Annotated in this window: 10 protein-coding genes and 3 pseudogenes; 2 read left to right on the forward strand and 11 right to left on the reverse strand. The window is 63.6% G+C overall.

Annotated features, from left to right (window positions below; all coding sequences use genetic code 11):
- Positions 1-194: 194 nt before the first annotated feature.
- The 5 genes and pseudogenes from MCBMB27_RS27870 to MCBMB27_RS27895 form a co-directional block, all read right to left on the reverse strand.
- Positions 195-3,621 (reverse strand): annotated as a pseudogene (locus MCBMB27_RS27870) (DEAD/DEAH box helicase).
- Positions 3,608-4,393 (reverse strand): Hachiman antiphage defense system protein HamA, encoded by a 786-nt coding sequence (locus MCBMB27_RS27880; protein WP_075382159.1) that lies wholly within the window; start codon positions 4,391-4,393, stop codon positions 3,608-3,610. Before MCBMB27_RS27880 ends, MCBMB27_RS27870 begins: the two are co-directional and overlap by 14 nt.
- A gap of 414 nt (positions 4,394-4,807) precedes the next feature.
- Positions 4,808-5,290 carry a DUF2442 domain-containing protein gene (locus tag MCBMB27_RS27885; RefSeq protein ID WP_075382160.1) on the reverse strand — a complete coding sequence of 161 codons (483 nt, stop codon included), beginning with the start codon at positions 5,288-5,290 and terminating at the stop codon, positions 4,808-4,810.
- The gene (locus MCBMB27_RS27890; RefSeq protein ID WP_075382161.1) at positions 5,275-5,769 is read right to left on the reverse strand and encodes a hypothetical protein; all 495 of its coding nucleotides are present in this window, start codon (positions 5,767-5,769) and stop codon (positions 5,275-5,277) included. The genes MCBMB27_RS27885 and MCBMB27_RS27890 overlap by 16 nt, the downstream gene beginning before the upstream one ends.
- 93 nt (positions 5,770-5,862) lie before the next feature.
- A complete protein-coding gene (locus MCBMB27_RS27895; RefSeq protein WP_075382162.1) occupies positions 5,863-10,512 on the reverse strand; it encodes a hypothetical protein in 4,650 nt (1,549 codons plus the stop codon).
- A gap of 301 nt (positions 10,513-10,813) precedes the next feature.
- Between MCBMB27_RS27895 and MCBMB27_RS27900 the strand changes: the two genes are divergently transcribed.
- Positions 10,814-12,085, forward strand: coding sequence for a PDDEXK-like family protein (locus MCBMB27_RS27900; protein WP_075382163.1), 1,272 nt, complete (start codon positions 10,814-10,816; stop codon positions 12,083-12,085).
- A 785-nt stretch (positions 12,086-12,870) separates the two neighbouring features.
- On the opposite strand, the gene MCBMB27_RS31065 is transcribed toward MCBMB27_RS27900, so the two are convergent.
- From MCBMB27_RS31065 to MCBMB27_RS27920, 3 genes and pseudogenes are all read right to left on the reverse strand, one after another.
- On the reverse strand, positions 12,871-13,176 hold the full coding sequence (locus MCBMB27_RS31065; protein WP_083683946.1) for a CHAT domain-containing protein: 306 nt from the start codon (positions 13,174-13,176) through the stop codon (positions 12,871-12,873).
- Positions 13,177-14,110: 934 nt separating this feature from the next.
- The gene (locus tag MCBMB27_RS27915) at positions 14,111-14,794 is read right to left on the reverse strand and encodes a hypothetical protein (protein WP_075382166.1); all 684 of its coding nucleotides are present in this window, start codon (positions 14,792-14,794) and stop codon (positions 14,111-14,113) included.
- A 37-nt stretch (positions 14,795-14,831) separates the two neighbouring features.
- Positions 14,832-15,642: pseudogene (locus tag MCBMB27_RS27920) on the reverse strand (IS5 family transposase).
- A gap of 709 nt (positions 15,643-16,351) precedes the next feature.
- On the opposite strand from MCBMB27_RS27920, the gene MCBMB27_RS27925 reads away from it, so the two are divergent.
- Positions 16,352-17,728 (forward strand): aminotransferase class III-fold pyridoxal phosphate-dependent enzyme, encoded by a 1,377-nt coding sequence (locus MCBMB27_RS27925; protein ID WP_083683990.1) that lies wholly within the window; start codon positions 16,352-16,354, stop codon positions 17,726-17,728.
- A 181-nt stretch (positions 17,729-17,909) separates the two neighbouring features.
- Here MCBMB27_RS27925 and MCBMB27_RS27930 read toward each other — a convergent pair.
- From MCBMB27_RS27930 to MCBMB27_RS27945, 3 genes and pseudogenes are all read right to left on the reverse strand, one after another.
- Positions 17,910-19,260, reverse strand: a protein-coding gene (locus MCBMB27_RS27930; RefSeq protein WP_107646921.1) for an IS3 family transposase whose coding sequence is annotated in 2 segments (ribosomal slippage) — positions 17,910-18,923 and positions 18,925-19,260 — 1,350 coding nt in all. Because the reading frame shifts where the segments join, the coding sequence is not laid out codon by codon here.
- A gap of 86 nt (positions 19,261-19,346) precedes the next feature.
- A pseudogene (locus MCBMB27_RS27940) lies at positions 19,347-19,720 on the reverse strand (transposase); the annotation flags it as partial.
- A gap of 118 nt (positions 19,721-19,838) precedes the next feature.
- Positions 19,839-21,056: an MFS transporter gene (locus MCBMB27_RS27945; RefSeq protein WP_075382169.1), complete on the reverse strand. Its 1,218-nt coding sequence runs from the start codon at positions 21,054-21,056 to the stop codon at positions 19,839-19,841.
- Between the last annotated feature and the right edge of the window lie 28 nt (positions 21,057-21,084).

The raw sequence follows: 21,084 nt of genomic DNA on the forward strand, positions 1-21,084 counted from the left end.
GTCGGGGCGACGCAGGACATGTTCGCGGCCGGGTTCGAACTCCTGGAAGTGATGCAGGCGGGCTCCTGGAGAACGCCAGCCATGCCCGCCCGCTACGGCGAACGCTTGCGCGCCCAGAGGGGTGCCGCACGGAAACTAGCGACGATGCAAAATCGCGCCTGTACCACGCGTTTCCGTCGTAGGCATCGCGCGGATCATTCAGCGTCCCATTCGGCCGATCCCGGCCCTGCACGTTCAATGTGAGCCCGGCCGTCTCCGTCCACGAGGCGTGCTCGATAGAGCGCGGGGTGCGGATCACGAACGCGACGTCGGACGCGCGCAACGCGTCGGAAGTCAACCGAAAGGAGCCAAGCACTCCTCTCCCGGTGATCAATTTCGACGCGATAGTCGCCGGCCGGGGGGCTTGCTTGACCCGGGGCGAGTTGGAGCTGCCGAAGTTTGGTTCGTACCCTCCAAGCCGGTGCCGAAGTCCCAACCACGTCGCTGCGGAAGCGCTGCCAGAGCGCGGCTGTCTCGGCCGTTGGCCACTCGGGCCGGGAAGACAAGTCTACGATCTCGGGGCTGAGCAACCATGCCCGCATGCCGGTGCTGTCCACGAAGTCGGCGCCACCCGTGTGCACCGCGGCCATCGCCGCGCGTCGCGACGGCAATCCTGCGCGGACGAGCATGGCCATCATGAGGTTCGGCAGGCCGGTCTCGACCGCGGCCGCACCACCGCCGACCACGACATCGGGAGTCCAGCCGGCGGCCACTCGCCGGGTCCGAACCGCTTCGAGCCCCCACACGAGTCGATAAGCGAAGGCATCCTCGACTACTTTCATCCGATCGGCGCCGATCCGCTCGACATCGCCGCCTGACACCCACGCTCGTAGAATGCCCTCCCAACCTACGACGAGCCCGGTTTCCGGCGCGAAGGGTCGGATGACGAGGAGGCGTTGCGCGAGCGCGACGAGCGCTTCGGTCAACACCGCCACGTCTCCTCTGATTGCTGCGGCATCGGCCGCGTCGGCGAGAGGCCCGATCTCGGCGGCGATGGCATCGAGTGCCAACCCTGACTCCAGGCCGACGCCCATCGCGAAGTGCCCCTTTCGAGCCTCCGGCGTGGTGAGCGTCCAGATGAGGTTGGCGCGCGCGCGGAGCAGTGCTCGGTGACGTTCGTTCTCTTGCGCGGACGCACGTGCGAGTTTGCGGGCCCAGAGCGAGCCGGCAAGAGCCTCGTCCAAGAGGCGCGACAGGTCTCCGCGATCCGCGTCGAGGGCCTCGATCAGGCCGAGCACCATCGCGTCGAGTTTCTCCACGTTCGTGGAGAGGGCGTCCTCCTCGACGTCGCCGTCCGCAGCCGGGTCATCGACGATCTGCCACCCAGCACGCGCGTTGGCGAGATACTCGAAGGCATCAGGCCGACTCAGGATTCCTGCCTGGGATAGCCGATCGAGAGTCGCAGCGATGACCTGAAACAGCCCGCTTTGCAGGTCGCGGTGGCGAGCGGACTGGATCAGACGTCGCCAGTCGTTCAGACGAGACCTTTCTCTGTCGAATACTACGTGCAAGACGAGGCCCTCGACGTCGACGAAAGCCCGTCCCGCGCGACCCGCCACGTTGGCGAATTCCTCGCCCGAGATTTCTTGGCCTGCACGGACGAGATAGGGGACGAGCAGCACGGCGGCGTTGAGATTGAGACCCTGAGCGAGGGTCGGCGAGGCAACGATCACCTTGAGCACGCCGGCGCCGAGCAGCAGTTCCATCTCACGCAGGAACGGCTGAGGTAGTTTGCCGTGGTGAATTGCAACGCCCACGCCCATCGCCTTCACGGCCGGGTGATCCGCGCCCAACCATTCCCGACCGACTTCGAGCGCCCTTGCGAGGGGGCCCGGATCATCGATGAGACTAACGAGGTAGCCGCGGCGGACGAACTCAACGGCCGCTGTGCCGAAGCCCTCCACCCAGTTCGCCTGCGTCGAGAAGATGAGGGTGCGTTTTCCCTGCGCGGCGAAGCGCCAAGCGGCGAACAGCGTCAGATCACGGGTGTCTCGTGGATAGGGCTTCCGCTCGCGGCCTCGCGGGGGTACGCTCTCGACAAATCGCGCGACGTAGGGACCGCCGTCGCGATGATCGAAGTTCAGACGCGCGGAACGACCCTGCCACACGATCGAGCCGAAACGCTGCCGCGTCGGACGCCAAGTAGACTTGACCGGATCACCAGGCGCGTCGCTGCGCATCCACGCCGTGAGGTCGTTGAGTGCCTCGCCCTCGGGCAAGATGGCCGAGAGGCAGACGATGCGCCGCCCGTGCGCGTCCGGCCGGCGCAGCAGTCGTTGGACGAGGATCTCGTAACGGATTTCGCGCTCGGACGGGCCGATGAGATGACCCTCGTCGAACACGATCAAACCAACGTCGTTGATGAGGTCGGCATCGCTCCGCAGCGCGAAGTCGAGTTTCTCCGGGGTCGCGATGACGATGGGACGCGAGCGGAGGGCGTCCTCATCTCCCTCCGACACCCCGCTCGCGCCGTAGAGTGAGGAGACCTTGAAGCCAAGGGGTCCGAAGGTACGTCGGAACGAATGCTCTGTCTGTGCCGAGAGCGCCCGCAGCGGTGTGACGATCAAGACCCGTTTGCCCGTTGACAGTGTCATCAAAGCCGCGATCTCGGCGACACGGGTCTTGCCGGCGCTCGTCGGCAAGGCGACGACGAGATCGTCGGTCAGATCCGTCGACCTGACGGCGGCCTCACGCTGCGAAGGCCAAAGCTCCACCTCGGCATTGCGTCGCCCCGTAGAGGCTGTCGATGAACATCCGACGATAGGCCGAGTACTTCTCCTCCGCTCCGCTCGGAGGAATCAGTGGAAGGTTCCTGTGCAACGAGTGCTGCCAGAGATCGGCGATCAGGTTTCGAACAAGTCGGATGATCCACCATAGGGGAACAGCCGCTGCTTCATCGGCAAGCCGCAAGGCCACATCGAGCGTGGCTAGAGCGTAGTCGAGGAAGTCCTGATCGCCAGTCTGGAGTGCGAAGTCGAAGAACGCCAGTGATTTGCAGACCGCGGTGTTGAGCACGACTTGGATCGCGTCGTCTGCGTCGAGCTCCGTACCGGCTAGACCCCGGGCAAGTGCAGCATCACCGATGGCTTCGTCACCCAGCCGAGCTCGCACAAGCACGCGAAGGTTTCCGAAATCGCGCAGGATGAGAAGGGCGAGCGCCTTCTCCATGACGGTCGTGTTGAGGTCGGCGTCTTGGTCCGAGAACAATGAGTAGGCGATCGCCGAATAGCTGGCGAGATGGTAGGCCGCCGCCGCGATCGTGCGGAGGAACCCGCGCTCGGCGGCCGTGAGATCGCCGTTCCTAACCAGTGCCTCGAAGGTATTGGCCGCGCGTTCGAATGCACTTCGGGCGAGTTCCGATGCTTCGCCCGTCTCGCGCAACGCGAGGGCGCCTCGCAAGACCGAGAAACCATGCTCGACAAGGTCGGTCTCGATCGTTGCTCCGAAGGCGGGGGCACCCTGGGGGAGCACGCCTTCCTCGCGCATCAACGACCATGCCGCACCGCGCGCGATCAGCTGACCCCACACGTCGGGCTGCAGCATGTCGGCCAGGAAGGCCTGTAGCTCGTCAACCGTCTCCAAGGTCGGCCGCCTGCATGAAGATCGATTCTATGAAGTCGGCATAATCTTCGACGTGAAGATTGATGACGGCGTGCCCTCGACCCCTCTCAGCCGCCTCGAAATCCTCTGCCAACGCTTGCACAGGTCCGTTCCCAGACAACGTGAACAACGCGTGATCGATGCGGTTCTTCGCCAGAGCCTTGCGGCCTACCTCGTTGCGGATCAATCGTCCGAGCGCCACCTCGTCCGGATTGTCGCTCTCCAACAAGCGGTTCGCGACGAAGAGCAGAGACATGGGAGTGCATCGGCCTTCATGGCGCTGCAGCGCTTCACGGGCCTCCGTTATGGTTGTCCTGTTGAGAGTACCCCGACTCTTCGCCTCGCCTTTGAGCAGCCACAGACCGTCATCGTCGGCACAGAAGTTGACGCCAATGAAATCGTCGCCCCGCATAGGGACTTCTCGGCCATCCTTGAAGCGCATGCGCCTGACCGGGACCTCGAATTCGAGGAGTTCTTCGGTCAATTCTGACGCAAGGATCTCTCCTAGATCACCGGACTGAGCCCTCGGCGTCGTCGGCAGAACCTCCTTCAAGATCGCGGCAGCACCCTGAAAACCCAGCTGACTCACGTCGTCAGCGATCCGGTCGAGGCGCTCGTAATGACTGCGAACGGTTTCACCAAGATGGTCAAGGACGGCGGCCCGGCCGCCCTTCTTCTCCGTCAGCTTCAAGTAGCGCTTCAGACCACGCTCGCTATTGTCGTGAACGCACCATGTCTCGAAGAGTTTCGTCATTGGTTCGATGTATCTAGCAAGCGCTGCGCTACAGCTGCGCCAAATGACGGATTTATCTCATCAACGTGGCAATAGCAGCTGAGTATACATGATGGGCATAGGATCGGTGAAAGACATGAAGGTTAAAGGCGTAGCCATCAAACTTAGCCACAGAACTGATCCTTCCACTCAAACTCTGTGAAACGAACGCCTCGTCAACCGACGATCACCCGCGCGGCTGGCTGCGATCAACAACCCAAAAAAGCGCTGGTGATCGCACCGAAGCCCATCCTTGGGTTGTATCCTTAGTAGCTCGAATTGATTGGGCGATCAAACTGCCAAGGCTAATCCTGGTCAGTCCCGTCATGACTGAGACTATGGATCCAGTGGGGATTATCCACGCTCGGAGGCTTAGCGCGAAGGGCTGCTCCAGGGTCAGCCTACCTCGACGGCTTTGGACAGCTTCCGCGGTCGCCCGCCCAGTTGTCCATTGCGAACGGCTGCCGCCGCCTTGGAGGCCGATCTAGTTCGGCCGGCCATGCCGGCCCCAACGCGCTGGAGAGTAGCAGGTGAACCCTCTAATAGCCTCCCGACGAGGCCGTCGACGTTCACGTGCAAATCAAGCTCGGCCACGAACAAGAATGCGCCGTCCTCGGTCGCTTGCAGGCTGCCGAGCTGGTTCTGCGAAGCCGCTCGAAGTGACGGGATCTGCGCGCGCTCAGCGCCGAAGACGCGCCCGTCCGCCAGATGGATGAGCACGAGGTCCCGCCGCCGATCGAACCAAGCCGTCTTGGCCTGATGCTCCCCTGGCGCGAGGCGCTCCTCGGTCGCGATGGCCCGATCCAGAACCTCTTGTGTCAACGGCTTGCGCCGGGGAAGAGCCCAGTTGTCCTCCGCGCGCTTCATCGGCTGTGCCATTCCTCTGCCTCCTCGATGTGAAGCCCTGATGTCAGTGCCAGTTGATGCCCATCGGAAAGGGCCAAGGTAACCCGTCCGGTATCGGGGTCGTAGGTCGCCGCAGCGATGGTGACTGCACCGCGATCGGGCTCGAGCGGTACCTTCGCCAGCAGCCCGTCGGCGTTGGCTTCCGGGCGGGTCACGATGCGCCGGTTGACGAGACCAATTCCATGCCGGCCCCCGTGAGTGGCCCACCACTCTGCCCGACAGGCCGGAAGAGCCCGCACGATCGCTTCCTCCAAGTCGTCCAGTGCCCGCAGGGTCGGGTTTCGACCTCGCCGCTTGAATCTGTAGAGCGCTGCCACGTCCGAGAGGAACGAGAAACGGAACCGGGCGATCCAACCCTGCGCCGTGTGACGGGCGTGGACGTGCGGCGGAGGATGGTCCTCCGCGGCGATGAAGACCTGAACCTCTCCGAGCCGGAAGATCGTGCCCGCCATCCAGCTACATAAACCCATCTGTTGGGTTTTTCAAGACGGCTCTGACGTGAAGCGTCGATGCACCCTCCACCTCGGGCACGACGCCCGCAGGGTCTATTGATCGCCCGGCACGTCTCCAGGGCGAGCATCACCTAGCCAGCTCGGCGGTTTGCTGTGTCCGAACAGCGTCTTGCCGCGTTTGTCATCGCGATGACGGGTCGCTGCCTCGTACAGGCCGTGTAAGGTCGGTCGCAGGCACTCGAAGAGGTAGCCGCCTTCTCCCTCCTCCGACCACAGGACACAGCGAGCGTCGACGCAGGCCGAGGCAAGTTCCACGTAGCGCCAGACGTCGACGTGGTCTGCAGCGCTGGCCGCCGCGCGATGCCAGTGCACGGCCCAAAGCGCCGAGTCGAAGTTGTGTTTGGCCGCGGTCGCGGCGCGCTCCAGGAACCCGTAGCGGAAGCGGTCGTCCGCGAAGACGTGCTCGAGGCCATACCCCGAACCCGCGAACCCGGCCACCGTGACTGCTCGCGCGAGTTCCGCGGGATGATCGCCGGACAGCCGTTCAGCGACGTAATCGGCGATGAAGTCGTGGCGGCCCACCATCTCGGCCGCGAGAACCTCGCGCGCGATCAGCAGATCGTTTGGCGCCGCATCCAGCCGCTGGCGGCGCAGCGCAACGATCTCATCCAGGTCGGCGCCTCGCCACAGTAGAAGCGTCGATCGTGCAAGCCCGCTGGTCGGCATGATCTCGGGCAGGATCGGTCGCACGGCTTCGTAGAGCGCGAACAGCGCCACCGCTCGCTCCGACTGCGTGTGGGACAATACGCGCCCGAGATCATGCGCCAAGACTGCCGCGAGCGTGCCCTTCTCCGTTCGCGCGAGCCCCTCGACTGTTTCGATCAACCGATTGAACGCTTCGGGCGCATGCGAGGCGGCACGGTCGAGGGCGGCGCTCGTGAGGGGATACATCAGGACTTCGTGCCCGGCAGCCTCAAGCCTGCGCCTCAAGGCGGAGAAGTCACGCATATCGCGGACGCGTCGACGCGAACCGTTGACGGCTTCGAACTCGTCGTCCTGGACCGGAAACCCGACCCGATGCCAGCTCCCCCACGGATCGCCCACCGAGGGCAGGTCGTCGGATCGGACTATGTCGATCTCGAGCCCGCTCGGTAGAAGCTCCCGTGGATCCACGTCGCCCAGCACCGCAATCACGTTATCGATCGCGGCCTCGAGCATGCGGGGGCCGCCGCGCTCAAGAGCACTGCTTCGGAGCGCAGGATTCAGCCTGCGAAGGATCGTTGGGTCGTCGCTGCTCCCGTGGGCGCGGCTGAACCACAGCGAACCCCAGAAGTCCTCGCGCACCTGTGCTTCATCGACGAGATCGTCGCGCCTGCACCATGTCCCGGTGAACCGCGCGTCGTCGTCCCCGCCGCCGACGCGTGTCATGGCGCGAAAGGCGGCCGCTCTCAGGATGGCGTCATTGCTCTCGAGAGCATCTCGCGCGGCCTGCCTCACCGATTCCCTACCACTGCCGGCATCGGCCGTCGCAATCAGCGCCAGTCTAGCCCGCAGGGTATCCCTCGCCTGGATCGCGGCATGCAGCTTCTCCGCGACGACATCGTCGGTCATCGGCTTGAACATCCGTCCCAGCCAGAAGGCGTCCTCGGCGTCAGCCCGCTGCCCGGCGTGGAGGTCGAACTGCGGTTCAGCCTCGAGGTGCGGAAGTACCGATGCGAGAAGCAAGGTCGGAGCGTCGATCTCCTTGCGCTCGAGGTCTCCGCGCGCCTGCAGGTCCGTCATCCAGTCGACGAGGGCGCCGGCGACAGGTGCCAGGATAGCGGTGTCGCGCCTCAGGAAGTTCGCCAGCACCGTTGGCGAGACACCGGGAATCGCCCTGCAGCGCACGGCGATATCCCGGTGCATCTCGGCGATGGCGGTGGGTCTGAAGCGGCACAGGACGAGTCGGGCGCGAGCGAAGGGAGACTCGAAGCTCCGCATCAGCACTGCCGGTGGCTCGCCGCCACGATCCTCCGTCCAGACGCGATAACGGGGAATCAGTTCATCGAGTCCGTCAGTCGGCTCCGACGCTCCAGGATCGAGAGGATTCACGTCCTGGAGCTCGATGGCAGGTCTCGTCCGCTGGCGTCGCGGATCGTCTTGTTCGGAGAGCCAGACTTCCTCCGCCTCGCGCGCCTGCGCGGGATCCCCGCTTCCGCTCAGGGCGTACTCAATCGTCCACTGGAAGATGCGAGACCGGTCCGGCACGAGGAATGCCGCGGCTTGCACGCCAATCGCACGTGTGGTCGCCGCCCACCCGACCGGATCGAGCCTGCGAAGCCAGTACATCATCTCCAATGAGCCGCCGGCTTCCCAACCCGCGGAGACGGCCACGCACCACGCGAAAAGGTCATCTGCGTAGTCGAGCAGCGATCGTCCGGCCAGAAGTGGGAGCGCGAGTTCGTCGACGCGTTGGGCATAGTCGTTCGGCAGTGGGATGAGTTCGCGGTCGACGAATGCTCGCTCGGCCGCGGTGAGGTCCGCGATATCCTGCCGATGCCGACGCTCCGCCTCGTCGTGATGCGCCCGGGCGCGACGCAATTGCTCCTCTGGGTAACCGTCCAAGTTCGATGCCTTGGGCTCGGACTGCCAGGAGCGGAGCCAACGACGAACGGCGCGATCGATCTGGCTGGCCGTCGCCGGCCGATCGCGAGCGGCGAGGAGCGCGTCCTTCATCCACTCGCGACGCCCGAGACGCGCGCGCTCGCCATAGAGGCGGCCGGCGACGGCCAGGAAGGCGTCGGTGCGTGTATCCAGGCCCGAGAAGATGCGCGCCCGTGGGCCACCCGGGATATTCTGCAGCGTGAGAACCTGATGGAGCAGCTCTTCCACGACCTGGTCGCCGATGCTGCGGTCAGCTGCCGCGACATCGAGCGCGGCGAGCAGCACGAGCGCGGTCTCGTCGATCGCACGGATCGGGTCGACGATCGTCTCCAGGATCTGATCGAGCCTCGCCCCCTCCTCGTGAGCGGCATCCTCAAGCTCATCGACCACGAGGAGGCCGAGACCGAGCGTTCGGCCGTGTTCGCGCAAGGCGTAGCGACCTCGCGCGTGATCGGTGATCCGGATGAAGCCGCTGTCGATGATCTCCCCGAGATCCGCGACGACGCTGGGTGATCCGGCGGGCAACCCGAGCCGCTGGTGGAGCGTACGATCGTCGAACTCGACCGCGCGCCTTGCCGGAGTTTGGCTCAGAAGCCGTTCCCTGATCTCGCGTGCGTGATGCACGAGCATCCGGGCGAACTGCTCGGGCGTGTGGGCGCCGCCGCGACTGCGTACCTCTTGCCGCCTGCGCAGGTACTCGAACAGCAGCCGCTCGACGCTGACTTCGTCAGGGTCCAGGCGGTCGAGGAGATCGAGCCCGACCGAGAGTACGCGCGGGTTGCGCAGGAAGCCGCGCAGCGGCTCGCGAACAGACGTCGGCGCCCGTCCTGCCTGCTCGATGAGGTGATCGAGCTCCTCGTCGGAGAACGCCTCGACCGTGATGACCTGCTGCTCGCGCCCGAGGCGGGGAGCGAGGTCGCGTTCGTAGATGCCGCGTCGGGTCGTGACGACGATCTTGAGCGCTTTTGAGCAAGCTTCGCGCACGAGTGCGGAAATCAATGCGGGCCAGGGATGGTGCGTGCGCTCGTTCACGCCGTCGAGCACGAGCAGGATCGCGGGCACTTGTTCGATGGCATCATCGGAACGCGTGAGCCAGCGCTCGAGCTTGGCCTGCCAGCGTTCCGACGCCCCGGCCGTGGCGGCACCCGTCTGCTCGGCCGCGAGCCGCGCAAGGAGCGCCATGGGCGTCTTCTCGTCGCCGTCCCGCCACATGTGCGAAGCCATGAAGAGCAGGAGCGGTCGCGGGCGGTCTGCGCTGTCCGGGAAGGTCAGCCAGGAGCGCACGGCCGCCCAGGTCTTGCCGACGCCCTCGTCGCCGCGTCCACCCGCGCCGCCCTCGGGTGCTCCGGTAAGGATGACCACGCTCGGATCAGGGCTCCAGGTTCCGATCGCGTCGCGAACGCGCGCCTCGAGGCGCGCGCGGGTCAGGGGAGCTGGTCGCATTGACGGGTCGAGAGGAGCCAGGACTTGGTTGAAGGTGTGAACTGCGAGGCAGGCGTCCGAGAAGTGCTGCTGCATCCAGCCCGCGTTGAGCCGTCGTGCCGAGGCAAGGCCGAGCGAGCGCCCGCGAAACTCGGCCCTCAGGGCACCGGCTTGGTCGGCGTAGAGCAGGTGCGCTCGCACCGAGACGAGGTCGCGCTCGACCTCGGACGCGGACTCCGGCGCGCATCGTGAGAACCAGTCGACGACGGCGCCAGCGGCAGTGGCCAGGAGCACGGCGAGCGGCGGCACGGGCTGCGTCCAGTCCAGGACGAGCACCGTCGTGCCGCGCGCCTCTCCCATGGAGCGCAGATCACCGGCGTCGGCCGCGTCTAGGGCAACCGTGGCGGCAGCGCACCATACCTCGACATGACGGCGCGAGCGCTCGAGCGCCTCGATGAGCTTCGTCGAGAGATCGGCGTAGGACAGGCGGGTCGTATAGCGCTTCGCTTCGACGAGGATGGCGCCGCCGCTGACAGCACCTTCGGCGTCGCGACCGAATTGCCGCCCGGACCCGACGAGACGGAACGGGACACCGGCCAGTTGGCTACAGGCTGCGGCGATCAGCCCCTCGAAGCCGTGATCTCCGGTTTCTGGGAGAGCGGCCAGGACGTTTCTCAACTGAGAGAACGGCGGCTCTGGCTTCCGTGACTTCGGACGCATGCTTCCACTTCGAGGTGGCGGACCCGGCATTGCCTGACCCACTATTTCCATACCTTGGGAGGGGATGCGCCCCGGCGGTCATTCTGCCAAGGTCGCGGGCGGAGGACGCCTCGCGCCTGCAAAGGATGTTCTTCGCAGGGATGAGGCGCGATGTAGGGGGCAGTGAGCGATCGGACGGGGCACCTCAGGGAATGTACATCGGACAAAATCAGGCTCAACGCCTGTCGAAGCATGCCCTGGGACGTGAGGCCGTCGAACGATGACCGAGCTGCCGAACGGCCCTGACGGCCTCCCGATCCATATCGACGCCCTCGAGCGACTGATCGTCGGAGATCCCGCGTTCGTCGACCTGGAGAAGGCGCTCGGGCGCTTCTGCCTGTTCGAGGCCCTCAATGTCGTTCGTGGAGAGGTCCCTCTCGGCAATCTCCTCGCGGCGTTCCTCGACCCTCGTCAGGCGCACGGTTTCGGCGCGAGGCTCCTCCGCACTTTCCTCATGGAGGCGGTTCGCGCCGGTCGCGCAGCAGGGATCGGGACCGAGGGACTCGCCCCGCTGAGCGTCCACCTGCTCGATCTCGACGAGGCGGAGGTACGTCGGGAATGGCATCGGATCGACATCCTGGTCCGGGTCAGGCACGCCAAGCTCGTCGTCGCCGTCGAGCTCAAGATCGGCTCGCGACAGGGACCGAGCCAGCTCGAGGGCTACCGGCGAACGGTCGAGAAGGAGTTCGGCGGACCGGGCTGGCGGCGTCTCTACGTGTTCCTGACCGTCGACCCGGAGGATCCGCTCGACAAGGTCTGGATCCCGCTCCGGTACCAGGCGCTCGTGCCCGCCCTCGAGCAGGTGAAGGTCCCGGCAGGCGATGCGGCCGCTTCGGCGGCGCTCGCGGGCTTTCTCGGCATGTTGCGGAGACACCATGTGACCGATGATGCCCTCGAAGAGATCGCGCGCAAGCTCTGGGCGAGCCATCGCGCCGCCCTCACGTTCCTCGCGGACCGCCGCCCCGACGGCATGCGCGGAGTGTTCGCCAGCCTTCGCGATCAGGTCGACGAGATGGCCGGCCGGTTCGCGGGCCTGGGCTTCACCTTCGTCGCCGACCAGTGCAGCACGACCTCCCTACGCTTCGCCTGCGCCGAATGGGACGGGCTCCCGGGCATGATGGAGGCCGTCAAGTGGACCGCGAGCAATCGCCTCCTGCTGTTCGAGTTGAAGCGCTACGGGGACCGGGCGGTCGCCGAACTCTACCTCGGCCCAGGCACGCAGCAGGCCAGGGGGCTCTTCCTCGCCGCGCTGGCACCGTACCGGCACAGGCAGGATCTGCAACCCGGCAACGAGTGGATGTGCGTCGCGAAGAAGGTCATCCTGACCCCGCAGCCGAGCGAGGATCTCGACCTCGGGGGGACGAGGGAATCGATCATTGAACGCTTCGGAACCTTCTGCCGTGAGACGGCAGTGAAGCTCGATCCTGCCCTGCGCTCGTCTGTGGTGTCCGGCGGAAAGGCCGCGTTCCCCGATCCGGCTGGCGTCTCGTGAATGGGGTTGCCAGTCGTCGGATTGAAACGCTCATGGTGCAGCGTTCGCGGCTCTCGACGAACGACGGCAAGCTGATTGCCGGCCTGCCGGGGCGCCGTCGCCGTCCGTCGCGCACGCTGGCTCTTGCGACATCATCAGCGGTGCCCCGACCTTCGGGATGCCGTGACGCATCGTCAGCTACCAGCGGAAGGCCTAAAAGGTGTCTCCCTGCCCGGCCTCAGCAATCGCGACGCGTACCAGTCTGTCCACGTAGGCCTGTTCCATGGCCGATGCGGACAACGGCCTGTCGGTGAGTTCCACGTGATCGCGGCGGCTGCCGCAGTTGCAGCAGGGCCCGCCGAGTACCGAGGCGATAATCAAGCGGTCGACGGCACCGCGGCCACCTCGCAGCGGCGCCTGAGGGCGCGGTTACGCAGATGCACCGGGGGAGGGGAGGGCGATGCCGTGTTCGGAAAGCACCCTCCCCTGCTGTCCCGATGAACACAGGAAGAACTTAGCTGCGGATTGGCGATGTATTTATTAGGTTTATTACGGTAAATTATCTTCATAGTTTGACGACTGCGCTTTAGTTCCATAACGTATATTATGCGAACAAGGTCTGTAGGCGCCGGATTAAGATCTCCCACCTAGTCAGGGTGGAATGGCCCCCTCCGTAAAATAGCAATCTGAGATTTTTATCTAAGTTGGGGATCTCCATCCGAGGATAGCGATCGGCTCGTTCGCCGAGCGAGCTGAATCGCCGCTTGGCGCCGCGCCCAACAGACCTGCATCTCAGGTGGCTGGTTTCACGATGAAGACCCTTGGTCAAAAAAATGAACTATATGGCCGAAAAGTTGGTTTGCCAGCGCAAGGTTGCCTAGATCTCTCCGCCGACGTGGACGCCGAAGCCGGCCCATAACCGGGGATGGCGCCGGGGTCGGGACCAGGCCGACTGGACAGCGCGTAGGGCTGTCCGGTGCCGTCGCGCCGTCCAGAAGGGCGGCGTAGAACTCCCGCATGAACCGTGTGGTCTCGCGGTCGTCCAGCGGCCAGGCCGAGGCGACCACCGTGCGCGCGCTGGCGGCCAGGAAGGCATCGGCCAGGGCCAGGATGCCCTCCCCCCTACGGGCTCGCCGGCCTCACGGACCACGAGTTCCGTGCCGGCGAGCCGCAGCACCGCGATGTCCCGTACGAGCAGAAGCCCGTCGTCGTCGCCCTGCAGCGGCCGAGTGCGCGTGAGCCACGCCTCCGCTCCAACACAGACCAGCCCAACCCTGCTCTCCAGTCCGGAGCCTGGTGATCGACGAAGGTATCCTCCCGCGGCGTGCTCCCCCGCGCGCCGCGCGGGACCGCGTCTCCGTGCATTGCCAGGTCGACGAACCGTGCCGGGAGGGCATTGATGATGGCTTTGTGGGCTGCGCGGGTGCCGACGAGGAGCGTGCCAACCGTCCTTCCGCGGTCGCGCAGGAGCCGGGCGACAGCGGCGGCTTCGCGCCGGCTGCCGCGCAACCGGACGATCGGCAGGACGCAGGACTCGTCCTCCCTGGCCATCGCGGCGATCCGGTGTCGCCACGAGAGGGCCCGTGCGGGATCGCCCGACGACGAGGAAGTCGTGCGGGGGCTGGCCGGGCGCCGCCTCCGGCATGTCCAGCCCGACCAGGACGATCTTGTACCACTCGCAGATCCGGGTCTTGCCGCGGTCCGATAACGCCGGGGACTGCAGGTGGGCGAGGTTGTCGTCGGCGCGCAGGCAGAGCCGGCGCGTGCCGGCGGGCAGGGTGCGCCGCGAGGAGCCACCACAGCGCCCGCGACAGATTGTCGAGGCGACGCGCGAGCGCCAGTTCCGGCTCGGCCTCCGCCATCGCCTCCCGGAGTTCATCGAGGTCGCGGAGCCGCCGCGCCACGTCGGGCCACGCGACGAGGACGGGATCCGGCACCTCCGCCGCGGTGACGAAGGCGTAAAGCCGGACGTTGCGCCCCGAGCGACCCCGTTCGATCACCCCCTGTTAGATAACGACGACGAAGTCTACGGCCGCCTCGCCAGCCTCAAGGGGACGGGACGGAGAACGAGGGCCATGCGTGAGTGTGGCCTTCTCGCCGAGACGTGGCGAGGACTGCTTGACCCTCGAGAGCGGCCAGGGCGAGGGCGAGATCCGCCAGAACGGCAGGCGGGTGGCCGGCCCCCTGCAGCCGCCCGCCCCACTCGACCACTCGTAACAGTCCGGATCGAACCTCGTCGATCGTGCGGGCGTCCTTGGAGTGGAATACCCGGCGCGTCCCGACGGCGCTCGTCGCACGGCCCCGCGACGCGAGGACCGCCTTGTGGGCGTGCCGCACACGTTCCGGCGTTGGGGTTGCCGCGACCAGTCGCAGCGGGGCCGAGACCGCGTCGATCGCGTCGCGATCGCCGATGGCATAGGCCATAGAGGAAGCGGGACCGGATCCCTCGGTCACAAGCCGCGCCTCATTCGCAACGGCCCGAAGATACCACGCGACGGCGTCGTCCGAGTCGCTCTGGCGCTCGGCGAGCACGCCCTGTTCGAGGGCCAGCACGTGTCGGTAGATCGCCCTCCCCTCCCCGCTGGCCTCGACGAGCGCCGCGGCTTCCGAGATGCGGAGAGAGGCCCGATCGAACCGGTCGCGCCCGATCAGTGCCTGCGCGTGATGCCGGCGCGCCTCGATCCGCGCGACGACCGCGCCGGTTGCGGCCGCGTCGAGCCAGGCGACCAATCAATTGCCCGGACTTCTGCAGAGTCCGTCCGAGAAGTCAGGCTGAGCGGGCCAGCCGCCTGACGGGGATCATGACGGCTGCGGCGTAGAGGAAGGCTCTGGCCGAGGCGAGGGTCGCCTCTGGGTCCTTCCAAAGGCGGCGATTGCGGCTGATCCAGGCGAAGAACCATTCAACGACCCACCGGCCTAGATGCACGGCAAAGCCGACTTGATCGGGCGGCTTACGCACGATTTCGACCGTGATGATCGTGGCGGTCGCCGGACTGTTGCCAGCATAGCCTGCATCGGCGAACGCCTTGGTGATGAACGGGAAGGTCCGACGCGACAGGCGCACCACCGGCACGGCTCCGTCGCGGTCCTGTACGTCGGCAGGCTGAGGATCGAGGACGAGCGCGCGCCCGTCCATGTCGGCCAGCGCTTGGCGCTTGCGCCCGTTGACCCTCTTGCCGGCGTCGTAGTCACGCGGGCCGCCGCTCTCCGTCGTCTTGATGCTTTGGCTGTCGAGGACCGCGGCAGACGGTGAGGCTTCCCGTCCGATCCGCTCGCGATCAGCCAGACGAGGTGTTGGTTGATCCGGCCAAACAGCCCTGTGTTGCGCAGCGGCTGACGTAACCGAAGGTGGTCGAGCGCGGCGGCAGATCCTTGGGGATCGTCCGCCAGGAGATCCCACCTCTCAGAACGTAGAAGATGGCGTTCAGGATCTCCCGTGTCGTCCAGAGCGGAGGCCGGCCACAGGACGCCGGCCTCGGCATCAGTGGCGCGATCACTGCCCACTCGGCGTCGGTGAGGTCCGCTTCATAGCGAAGGCCCACGCGGCTATGCTGCCGCCGGGTGGTCGGGGTCCAAATGGCGCTTCCAGGTCAGGCTTCAGCACCCTCGTGGAATCATCGCCATCCCGACCGCTCAACCCCGCTTGGCACCATTACCGGACGGGTCTCAGGTAGGTGATCCTGTCCGTGGCGTCGGAGAAGGCAGCATCGAGCCAGTCCTGTACAATCGGGGCGCATATTCCCTGAACCGCGCCGGCTTCCCCGGAGGCCGTTTGGCTTGGGTCAGGCGGCCAAGGCTTGGATGCTGTGCGAGCGGGTGTAAGCTGATATTGCGCCGACCAACGTAAGCTACAAATCTAGTCTCAGTCCAAGTCTCACCAAATGCGTTCTCCGCCTTATTGCAGGCGTCTTGCAGATCCCACATCCAGATTGTTGGGGCGCACCGCCGGCGAGCGATCAACGACCTCCGTAGATGGGTTTCCGAGGCGAGGAACTGCCGTATTGAAGCGCCAAAGACCTTAGTATTTGGCTAGACAAACGACGGAGTGACTATGGCGGATCTGACGATCCCATTGAGCAAGGCGCACGCAGAGACGCAGATCAGTTGGATAGAAATTTGAAAAGAGAGGTATATGGCAAGGCGAGCGTCGCCTGTAAAGCAAACGAATAGGAGATTGACAGCCGCGATAGAGGCGCCTAAATTCCCACGTCTAGTTCATGTATTATCCGTATCACTTTGGTCAATTCAGCCCAATAAGCCTGATATAGACTAATTAGGTGTGGTCACATGAAAGAATATGCCGATCTCAATATGTCTTTGCTTGGCGGCGGGCTGCCGCCAAACAAGCCCCGCGAACTGGATGACGATGGCCATGTTGTCTATGGGTGGCGACCGCAGCCAAAATTCACTCCTCTGACGTTTACTAGAGGAGAGAATTCTAGGCTCTGGGATAGGGACGGGCGCTGCTTTATAGATATTGGCGCCGGCCAGATGAGCGTAAATATTGGTTATGGTCATCCAAAAATTCAAAATGTCATGAGGCGGGGTGCGTCTGAACTTACTTATGTCGCCCCATATTTTGCCACCGAGGCCCGCTCTTTACTGGCACGCCGTGTTGCGGCGCGCCTTCCAGGCGATCTTAACTATGTGTTCTTTTGCAACGGCGGGTCTGATGCTATAGAAACAGCGCTCAAGGTTGCGAGAGCATATACAGGTCGCACTAAGATCATTGCGGCATGGCAAAGTTATCACGGTGCCACGGCTGGTGCATCAGCTATCTCGGGTGATGCGCGTCGATTAATGGCGGAGCCCTTAATACCGGGGGTTGGCCGGTTTCATGTGCCAGGACAATATCGCTCACCGTTTGGGGCGACGTCCATGGATGAAGAAGTGGCAATGGCTTTAGAAGCGGTAGATAATCTATTCAAGCTCGAAGGCCCAAACTCAGTTGCTGCTATTGTTATTGAACCCATAATAGGTGGTAGCGGGCTATACGTATTGCCAAGTAAATTCTTGCACGGTCTACGTTCGATATGCAACAAATACGGATGTTTGCTAATCGCTGACGAAACGATTTGTGCATGGGGCCGATGTGGGGAATGGTTTTCATCTCATCGTTACGGACTAGTGCCGGATATAATTACGACTGCGAAAGGTGTTACATCTGGTTATATGCCTTTCGGTCTTGTCGGAATGAACGAAAATATCAGAGATTTCTTTAACGACCGCGCTTTCGTCGGCGGGTTGACGACCGAAGGACATGCGTTGGCATGCTCTGTAGCTTTGGCAAATATGGAAGTTTACGAGGAGGAAGCATTAATCGAGCGCTCTTCTAAGCTTGGCGAATACCTCTTAAACAGACTAAACGAAATATTTTCGCGACATTCGTGCATTGGGGAGGTGCGAGGTTCAGGGCTGTATGCCGTAATTGAATTTACTGCAGATCGGGGTCGTAAAAGTTCATTGGCCGCAAAATTGCAGAAAAACTCAAATTCTCTTGGCGACTTGGTTTATTCATTGCTCCTCGAACGCGGTATAATTACAATGGCTAAAAATGATTTCCTATTCGTTGCTCCGCCCCTGACGATCCCGGAGGTGGACCTCGATTATGCGATCAAATCGATTGATGAAGTAGTAACTGACATTGATCAATATGTCGACTAAGGGCTAGGCGCAGAGCTATTTGATCCGAGCTCGGAACAGGAGGGGACAGACGAGCGTAGTGAAGGCGACGAGAGCATGGCCCACTAAATTGTCGCCTTCATCCCGGGTGTCCGTCGTCAGATGATTTGAGACGACTTGAGGCGCTCAGGAACGGAGGCTCTGGTCCTTCTGGGTTGAGAAGTTAGGCAGCCTGCGCGTGGTGGCGCAAGCGGCGATCGATGAGGGTCTGGCGCTTGATCCGCGCCCGCTCCTGCAGGATGGCCTCGCCGCGGCCGAAGTAGACGTCGGCGGGAGTAAGGTTGCCCAGGCTCTCGTGAGCCCGAGCGTGGTTGTAATGCTCGACGAAGGCGGCAACCCGCGCCTCCAGTTCGCCGGGCAGGTAGGCGTGTTCGAGCAGGATGCGGTTCTTGAGCGTCTGGTGCCAGCGCTCGATCTTGCCCTGCGTTTGAGGATGGCGGGGCGCGCCGCGGATATGGGTCATGCCCCGGCTGCCGAGCCAGTCGGCCAGATCACCCGCGACGTAGCTTGATCCATTGTCGGAGAGCAGCCGCAGCCGATGCGCCACCTGCACATGATCGAGCCCGGCCGCCGCCAGCGCGAGGTCGAGCGTGGCGGTGACGTCGCCGACCTGCATCGTCGCGCACAGCTTCCACGCCACGATGAAGCGCGAGAAGTCATCCAGCACGGTCGAGAGGTAGTACCAACCCCAGCCGATCACCTTCAGATAGGTGAAGTCCGTCTGCCAGAGTTGGTTGGGTGCGGTGGTCTTGTCCCGGAACTCGTTGGCGGCTTTGATCACGATGTAGGCCGGGCTGGTGATCAGGTCCTGGGCCTTGAGCAGGCGGTAGACGGTCGCCTCCGAGACGAAGTAGCGCCGCTCGTCGGTGAAGCGCACCGCCAACTCACGTGGGCTGAGCTCTGGCTCCTCCAGTGCGAGAGCGACGATCTGATCGCGAACCTCGGCGGGCAACCGGTTCCAGACCCGGCTGGGTCGGGACGGGCGATCCGCCAATGCCTCGAGGCCGCCACGCTGGAAAGCGTCGTACCACCGGTAGAACGTCGCCCGGGTGACGCCGAGCTTGTCCAGGGTGGCGCGCACCGGCAGATGGGATTGCTCGACCAGCCGGATGATCTCCAGCTTTTCAGAGGCCGGGTACCTCATGCCTCGTCGCCCCCAGCCCCGGTCATACTTTTTTCAGCAGGCGGTTATCCAGGACGAGGTCGGCCACGACCTCCTTCAGCGCACCCGCCTCGCGACGCAGGTCCTGGACCTCGTCGGCGGTCGCGGCACGGGCCGTGTCGCCGGCCAGCCGCTTCTTGCCGGCCTCCAAGAACTCCTTGGACCAGCCATAGTACATCGAGCTGGCGATGCCTTCGCGCCGGCACAGTTCGGCGATGCTGTCCTCACCGCGCAGCCCTTCCAGCACGATGCGGATCTTCTCCTCGGCCGAGAACTGCCGGCGTGTGGCTCGACGGATATCCTTGATCACGGCTTCTGCCGGCCTTCGTGCCGGCCCGGACGTCTGTTTCATCTTCGCTCCTGGGGGCTACGATGAACCAGCCATCCTCCGTTCGTGAAGGCCCTCAATCTGTCTCAGGAGTGCTGACGGCGGACACTCATGCCTCGTCGCCCCCAACCCCGGCCATACTTTTTTTCAGCAGGCGGTTTTCCAGGACGAGATCGGCCACGACCTCCTTCAGCGCACCCGCCTCGCGACGCAGGTCCTGGACCTCGTCGGCGGTCGCGGCACGGGCCGTGTCGCCGGCCAGCCGCTTCTTGCCGGCCTCCAAGAAGCCCTTGGACCAGCCGTAGTACATCGAGCTGGCGATGCACTCGCGCCGACACAGCTCGGCGATGCTGTCCTCACCGCGCAGGCCATCCAGCACGATGCGGATCTTCTCTTCGGCCGAGAACTGCCGGCGCGTGGCGCGGCGGATGTCCTTGATCACGGCTTCTGCAGGCTTCCGCGCCGACCCGGACGTCTGTTTCATCTTCGCTCCTGGGGGCTACGATGAACCAGCCATCCTCCGTTCGTGAAGACCCTCAATCTGTCTCAGGAGTGCTGACGGCGGACATATAAGCGGCAATCATGATTTTATAGTTTTGCAATTATCCTGCGCGATGCTTCCGCAGTAGTATGTACATGCCCACAATAACCGCTCCAAAACCAGACGCGGCGGCGACGCCGAGCGCCCAGCGGGGTCCTAAATGGTCGGCGACCCTGCCGACGATAGGTGCCCCGATTGGTGTTCCGCCATACGCAGCACCAATGGAAGCCATTACACGCCCGCGCATTGCCGGCTCTGTTGACAACTGCATTAGACTATTACTAGTATTAGTTAAAATCAGGATGGCTATGCCAATGATGAACAATGCAGCGGCAAAGGTGTATGTGGAGGGAGCTAGGGCGGCCAATGTGCACCCCAGGCCAAATATACTGCTACCGCCCACCAGAGTTCTAAAGCTTGGATTTGAACGCCCGGCGCTTAGGAGTGCGCCCGTGACCGTCCCCACGGCCATGCTCGCCGTTAGCAAGCCATATTCACGTGCCCCGGCATGAAAAATTCCTACGGCCATGGTAGGGATGTAGATTGAGAAATTTAATCCGAAGGTGCCAACCAGGAACAGCATGACTAACACCGCTTTCAAGTCCGGCCGGGACAAGATGTAGCGAAAGCCCTCGGTTACGCTGGCGCGCTTTCGACTCGCCAAGGCATGCATGCGAAGATCACCAAGACGCAGGAAGAATATCGATGTCACCACTGCGCCAAAAGACGCGCCGTTTATCAGGAAGGCCCAACCCGTTCCAAACTCAGCGATGATCAGGCCCGCTACGGCTGGACCGATCAGCCGAGCTGCATAAAAAGATGCCGAGTTCAGGGCGACGGCGTTGGCAAGATGTGTATCGCCCACTAATTCACCAGCAAAGATCTGCCGTACAGGCGCGTCGAATGCGGATACGCTGCCCAACAGTGCAGCAAATACTAAAACGTGCCAGAATTGTACAAAGCCGCTCACTATCAGCGCACCAATTGTGAGGGCGAGCAATCCCATGGTCGCTTGGGTACATATCAGGATTTTGCGGTGGTCGAAATGATCTGCGACATACCCAGTCCAGGCGACCAAGAAAAGTTGCGGTCCAAACTGTAGAGATGTCACAGTCCCGATTGCAGTCGCACTATGGTCGGTCAAAATAGTCAAAACCAACCAACTTTGAGCGGTTCGCTGCACCCAAGTTCCTATGTCAGAAACGAATGCGCCAGCTAGCCATATCCGATAGTTGAATTTTTCCAGAGATGGAAAAAAGCCATTATACAGATTGCTCACGGTTACTCCGATAGGTTGACAAGCAAGT

It is taken from the genome of Methylobacterium phyllosphaerae (assembly GCF_001936175.1).
GTDB lineage: Bacteria > Pseudomonadota > Alphaproteobacteria > Rhizobiales > Beijerinckiaceae > Methylobacterium > Methylobacterium fujisawaense.

What these genes read in the sequence shown, in the direction of transcription:
- MCBMB27_RS27880 (WP_075382159.1), bottom strand. Translation starts at nt 4,393, where the DNA reads ATGACGAAACTCTTCGAGACATGGTGCGTTCACGACAATAGCGAGCGT.
- MCBMB27_RS27925 (WP_083683990.1), top strand. Translation starts at nt 16,352, where the DNA reads ATGAAAGAATATGCCGATCTCAATATGTCTTTGCTTGGCGGCGGGCTG.
- MCBMB27_RS27885 (WP_075382160.1), bottom strand. Translation starts at nt 5,290, where the DNA reads ATGGCACAGCCGATGAAGCGCGCGGAGGACAACTGGGCTCTTCCCCGG.
- MCBMB27_RS27890 (WP_075382161.1), bottom strand. Translation starts at nt 5,769, where the DNA reads ATGGCGGGCACGATCTTCCGGCTCGGAGAGGTTCAGGTCTTCATCGCC.
- MCBMB27_RS27900 (WP_075382163.1), top strand. Translation starts at nt 10,814, where the DNA reads ATGACCGAGCTGCCGAACGGCCCTGACGGCCTCCCGATCCATATCGAC.